The following is a 5,670-nucleotide window of genomic DNA, read 5'->3' on the forward strand; positions in this document are numbered from 1 at the left end:
GGTGTGATCGGCGAGCTGTATATCGCGGGTGCCGGGCTGGCTCGGGGTTACGTTTCGCGGCCGGGGTTGACGGCGGATCGGTTCGTGGCGTGCCCGTTCGCGGTCGGGGAGCGGATGTACCGCACCGGGGACCGGGTGATGTGGACCGACGGCGGCCGGCTCGTGTACCTCGGTCGCGGTGACGAGCAGGTCAAGATTCGTGGATTCCGGGTCGAGCCCGGTGAGATCGAGAGCACACTCGCCGCGCATCCGCTGGTCGCCCGTGCGGTGGTGGTCGCGCGTGAGGACTCCCCGGGGGACAAGCGGCTGGTCGGCTATGTCGTGCCCGTCGAGGCCGGTGCCGCGGCGGACGGCGAACTGCCGCGGGAACTGCTCCGGTTCACCGCGATCCGGCTGCCCGACCACATGGTTCCCGCGGCCGTCGTGCTGCTCGACGCGCTTCCGCTGACCGTCAACGGCAAGTTGGATCGCAACGCACTGCCCGCGCCGGAGTATGCCTCCGGCCTCGGCGGCCGTGGTCCCTCCTCGGTGCGCGAGGAGGTGTTGTGCGCGGTCTTCGCCGAGGTGTTGGGCGTGCCGTCGGTGGGGGTGGACGACAACTTCTTCACGCTGGGCGGGCATTCGCTGCTGGCCATCACGCTGGTGGAGCGGTTGCGGGCGCGAGGCGTCTCGGTGTCGGTTCGGGCCCTGTTCCAGTCGCCCACGGTGGCCGGACTGGCGTCTGCCGCAGGGCCGATCCCGGTGCGCGTGCCGGTGAACCGAATCCCGGCCGACGCCACCGCACTGACGCCGGAGATGTTGCCGCTCGTCGACCTGTCGGCCGTCGAGGTCGGGCGGCTGGTCGGGTCGATCGAGGGCGGTGCCGCGAACATCGCCGACGTGTACCCGTTGGCGCCGCTTCAGGAGGGCATCCTTTTCCATCACCTGATGGCCGGTGACGACGAACGCGACGTCTACGTCTCGCCGTTCGTTCTGGAGTTCGACACGGCGGCTCGGCTCGACGCCTTCCTGTGGGCGCTCCGGCAGGTGATCGACCGGCACGACATCTACCGGACCGCGATCGTGTGGGAGGGCGTGCCCGAGCCGGTCCAGGTGGTCCAGCGGCACGCACCACTGAATGTGCGGGAGATCGACCTCGGTCCGGAAAGCGGCGATCCGGTGGCCGCGTTGGTTGCCGCAGGCGGGCTGAGCATGAACATCGGCCGGGCACCGCTGATCGACGCGCACAGCACGCGCCTGCCCGACGGGACCCGGCTGTTGTGCCTCCTGCGGGTGCACCACATCATCCAGGACCACGTCGGCATGGAGGTCCTGCTCCAGGAGGTGCGGGCGTTCCTCGCCGGTCGCGGCGATGAACTGGCGCCGGCGTTGCCGTTCCGGGATTTCGTGGTGCAGGCGCGGGAGAGTCTGCGGAACGGTGGTCACGAGGAGTTCTTCGCGGAGTTGTTGGGTGATGTGACCGAGACGACGGCTCCGTTCGGGTTGTTGGATGTGCGTGGTGACGGGACCGGTGTGCGGCGGGCCGAGTTGCCGGTGGCGGATGTGGTGGCCGTGCGGATTCGGGAGGTGGCGCGGGGGCTGGGTGTGAGTCCCGCGACGTTGCTGCATGTGGCCTGGGCGCGGGTGTTGTCGGTATTGGCGGGGCGGGACGATGTCGTGTTCGGGACGGTGTTGTTCGGTCGGATGAACGCGGGTGCCGGTGCCGATCGTGCGTTGGGTCTGTTCATGAACACGTTGCCGGTGCGGGCGCGTACCGAGGGCGTGGGCGCCCTGGCGGCAGTGGCCGCGATGCGGGACCAACTCGCCGCGTTGCTCGAACACGAGCACGCACCGCTATCGCTCGCGCAGCAGGCGAGCGGGATCACCGGCGACGCACCGCTGTTCACCGCCTTCTTCAACTACCGCTACAGCGGCGAGCCGGAGAATGGGCGCGAGGCCGACCCGCGGCCGGGCCCGGGCGCACCCGACGGTCGCACCGACGACGACACGATGGGCGTTCGTACGGTCTTCATGGAGGACCTGACCAACTTCCCGCTGGTGGTGTCCGTGGATGACCTCGGCGCCGAGGGCTTCGGGTTGACCGTGGACGCGGCGGCGCCGGTCGATCCGCATGTGGTCACGCGGATGTTGCACACCACGATCGAGAACTTCCTCACCGTCCTGGCCGACGCCACCGCGCGTACGGTCGGCGCGGACGGCGTGGGCCTCCCGAACACGGCCGCCGGCGACGTTCCGCTGGGCAGCGTGGACGTACTGGACGACGCCGAGCGGTCCCGGCTGCTGCTGGACTGGAACGACACCGCGCTGGACGTTCCCACGGCCACGGTTCCGGAGTTGTTCGCGGCCCAGGTGGCCCGGGCACCGCACGCGGTGGCCGTGGCCGGTGACGGGTTCGAGCTGAGCTACGCGGAGTTGCACGCCCGGGCCGATCGGCTGGCGCGGTACCTGGCCGGGTCGGGGGTCGGGCCGGAGTCGGTCGTCGCCGTGCTGCTGGAGCGTGGCGTCGAACTGGTGGTGGCGCTGCTCGCGGTCTGGAAGGCCGGCGCGGCCTACCTGCCGATCGACCCCAAGCAGCCGACCGACCGGATCATGTTCATGCTCACCGACAGCCGGGCGATGGCGCTGGTGGGCACGGAAGAGCTCCTGGAGGACCTGCCGCTCGGGCACATCCTGACGATCGCGCTGGACGACGACCGGGTGCGGGGCGCCCTCGCGGCGCCCGCGACCGGACCCGCAACGGTCGCCGCGGCCCGGCCCGAGGGCCTCGCCTACGTGATCTACACCTCGGGCTCGACGGGCACGCCCAAGGCCGTCCTGGTGTCCCACGCGGGCGCGGTGAACCTGGTCGCGGCACGCGGACTCGACCTGGACGGGAACAGCCGGGTGCTCCAGTTCGCCTCGGTGGGCTTCGACGCCGCGACCTGGGAGCTGCTGATGGCACTGTGCTCGGGAGCACGTCTCGTGGTGGCGCCGGCGGAAGAACTCCTGCCCGGCGCGGGCCTGATCGACCTCGTCGATCGGCACCGGGTGACCCACCTGCTGCTGCCGCCCACCGTGCTGGGCCTCCTCGACCCCGACGATCTTCCGTCGGTCTCCACACTCCTGTCCGGCGGCGAGGCGCTGGACGCCGAACTGGTGGCCGGATGGGCGCCGGGTCGGCGATTGATCAACGCCTACGGGCCGACGGAGATGTCGGTGGTGGCGACCATGTCCGAGCCGCTGCGGCCGGGCGACGAACCGGTGATCGGCGCGCCGATCGTCAACACCCGCGCCTACGTGCTCGACGAGTACCTCAACCCGGTGCCGCCGGGAGTGGTCGGCGAGCTGTACGTGGCCGGCGCGGGCGTCGCGCGGGGCTACCTGGGCCGTCCCGGGCTCACCGGCCTGCGCTTCGTCCCGGACCGGTTCGCCGCCGACGGCTCGCGGATGTACCGGACCGGGGACCGGGTCGGGTGGACCGACGACGGGCGGTTGAGGTTCGCCGGGCGGGCCGACGACCAGATCAAGATCCGCGGCTTCCGGATCGAACCGGGGGAGATCGAGGCGCTGTTGGTCGCTCATCCGCGGGTGGCCCGGGCCGCGGTGATCGCCCGTGAGGACGTGCCGGGCGACAAGCGGCTCGTCGCCTACGTCGTGGCCGCCGCCGCAAGCGGCCAGGCCGCCGTGCTCGATCACGAACTCCCCGAGCTGCTCCGCCGATTCGCGGCGGAGAAGATGCCCGAGTACATGGTGCCCGCTGCCGTGGTCGTGCTGTCCGTGCTGCCGATGACGCCGAACGGGAAGCTGGACCGCAAGGCACTGCCCGCGCCGGAGTACACCGGAGCCGGCGACGCGGGCCGGGCCGCGACCGATGCCCGGGAGGAAATCCTGTGCGGGGTGTTCGCCCAGGTTCTGGGTCTGGAGACGGTCGGCGTCGACGACGACTTCTTCGACCTCGGCGGGCACTCGCTGCTGGCGACCCGGTTGGTGTCCAGGGTGCGTGCGGTGCTGGGTGCGGAGATCGCGATTCGGGAGCTGTTCGAGGCGCCCACCGCGGCCACGCTCGCGGCGCGGATCGCCGAGTCGGGGACGGGTGCGGTACGCCCGGCGCTGACCGTGCGCAAGCGACCCGAGCCGCTGCCGTTGTCCTTCGCCCAGCGGCGGTTGTGGTTCATCGAACAGTTGGAGGGCCCGAACCCGACGTACAACATCCCGGTGGTGGTGGGCCTGTCGGGCGACCTGGACGAAGAAGCGCTGGCGGACGCGCTGCGGGACGTGATCGCACGGCACGAGGTGCTGCGTACCGTGTTCCCGGTCGCGGACGGCGAGCCGTACCAGCACGTCCTCGACCCGGCCGGGTTCGAGTGGGAGCTGCGGGTGCGCCGCGTCGCAGCCGACGAACTGGCGCCGGCGGTCGCTCGGGCGAGCGAGTACGCCTTCGACCTGTCCACCGAAATACCGATCCGTGCATGGCTGTTCCGCTCCGAGGAGGAGTGCGTTCTGGTCGCGGTGGTGCATCACATCGCGGGCGACGGATGGTCGTGGGAACCGCTGGGCCGGGACATCGCCCAGGCGTACACGGCCCGCCGCGCGGGCGAGGAGCCGGCGTGGGAGCCGCTGCCGGTGCAGTACGCCGACTACGCGCTGTGGCAGCGCGAGTTGCTGGGCGGCGAGGGCGACCCGAACAGTGTGTTGTCGGCCCAGGTCGCTTACTGGCGCGAGACCCTGGCCGGAATGCCCGAGGAACTCCCCTTGCCGGTCGACCACTCGCGTCCGCCGGTCGCCACTCACGTCGGCCACAGCGTGCCGTTGGAGATCCCGGCCGAGACGCACACTCGTGTGGTCGAACTGGCGCGGGCCGAGGGCGTGACCGTGTTCATGGTCCTCCAGGCCGCGCTGGCGGTGCTGTTGTCGAAGCTGGGCGCCGGTTCCGACATCCCGATCGGCGCGGCCGTCGCCGGACGCACCGACGAGGCACTGGACGACTCGGTCGGGTGTTTCGTGAACAGCCTGGTGATGCGCACCGACCTCTCCGGAGACCCCACGTTCCGCGAACTGCTGGGCCGGGTCCGCGACGCCGGACTGGGCGCGTTCGGCAACCAGGACGTGCCGTTCGAGCGATTGGTGGAGGAACTCGCGCCCGCCCGTTCGCTCGCCCGGCACCCGCTCTTCCAGGTCATGCTCACGGTGCAGAACAACGCGCGCGCCGCGCTGGACCTGCCCGGCGTACGCACCGACGCGCCGACCACGGACGCCGCCTCGGACCTGCCCTCGGTGGCCAAGTTCGACCTGGACGTCACCGTCGCCGAGGCGTTCGACCGGCATGGCCGGCGTGCCGGCCTGCTGGGTTGGGTGACCGGCACCGCGGACCTGTTCGACGCGGACACCGTCCGGTCGATCACCGATCGATGGGTCCGGGCCCTGGCCGAACTGACCGCAGAGCCGAGCACCCGAATGGGCACGCTTGACGTGCTGGACGCGGACGAGCGTGCGCGTGTGTTGGTGGAGTGGAACGACACGTCTGCCGAGGTGGCTCGGGCGTCGGTGGTGGGGTTGTTGGGCCGGTGGGTGGAGGGGTCTCCGGATGCGGTGGCGCTGGTGTGTGGTGGGGAGGAGGTGTCGTTCGGGGAGTTGGATGCGCGGTCGGGTCGGTTGGCGGGCTATCTGACCGGTTTGGGGGTGGGTCGGGAG

At 71.1% G+C, this 5,670-nt stretch carries 1 protein-coding gene; it reads left to right on the forward strand.

The features are described from left to right. Positions 1–84 precede the first annotated feature (84 nt). A partial coding sequence (locus ACIRL2_RS51170) for an amino acid adenylation domain-containing protein (RefSeq protein ID WP_402242663.1) occupies positions 85–5,670 on the forward strand: 5,586 nt, incomplete at its 3' end.

This window comes from Embleya sp. NPDC127516 (assembly GCF_044765325.1).
Classification (GTDB): Bacteria; Actinomycetota; Actinomycetes; order Streptomycetales; family Streptomycetaceae; genus Embleya.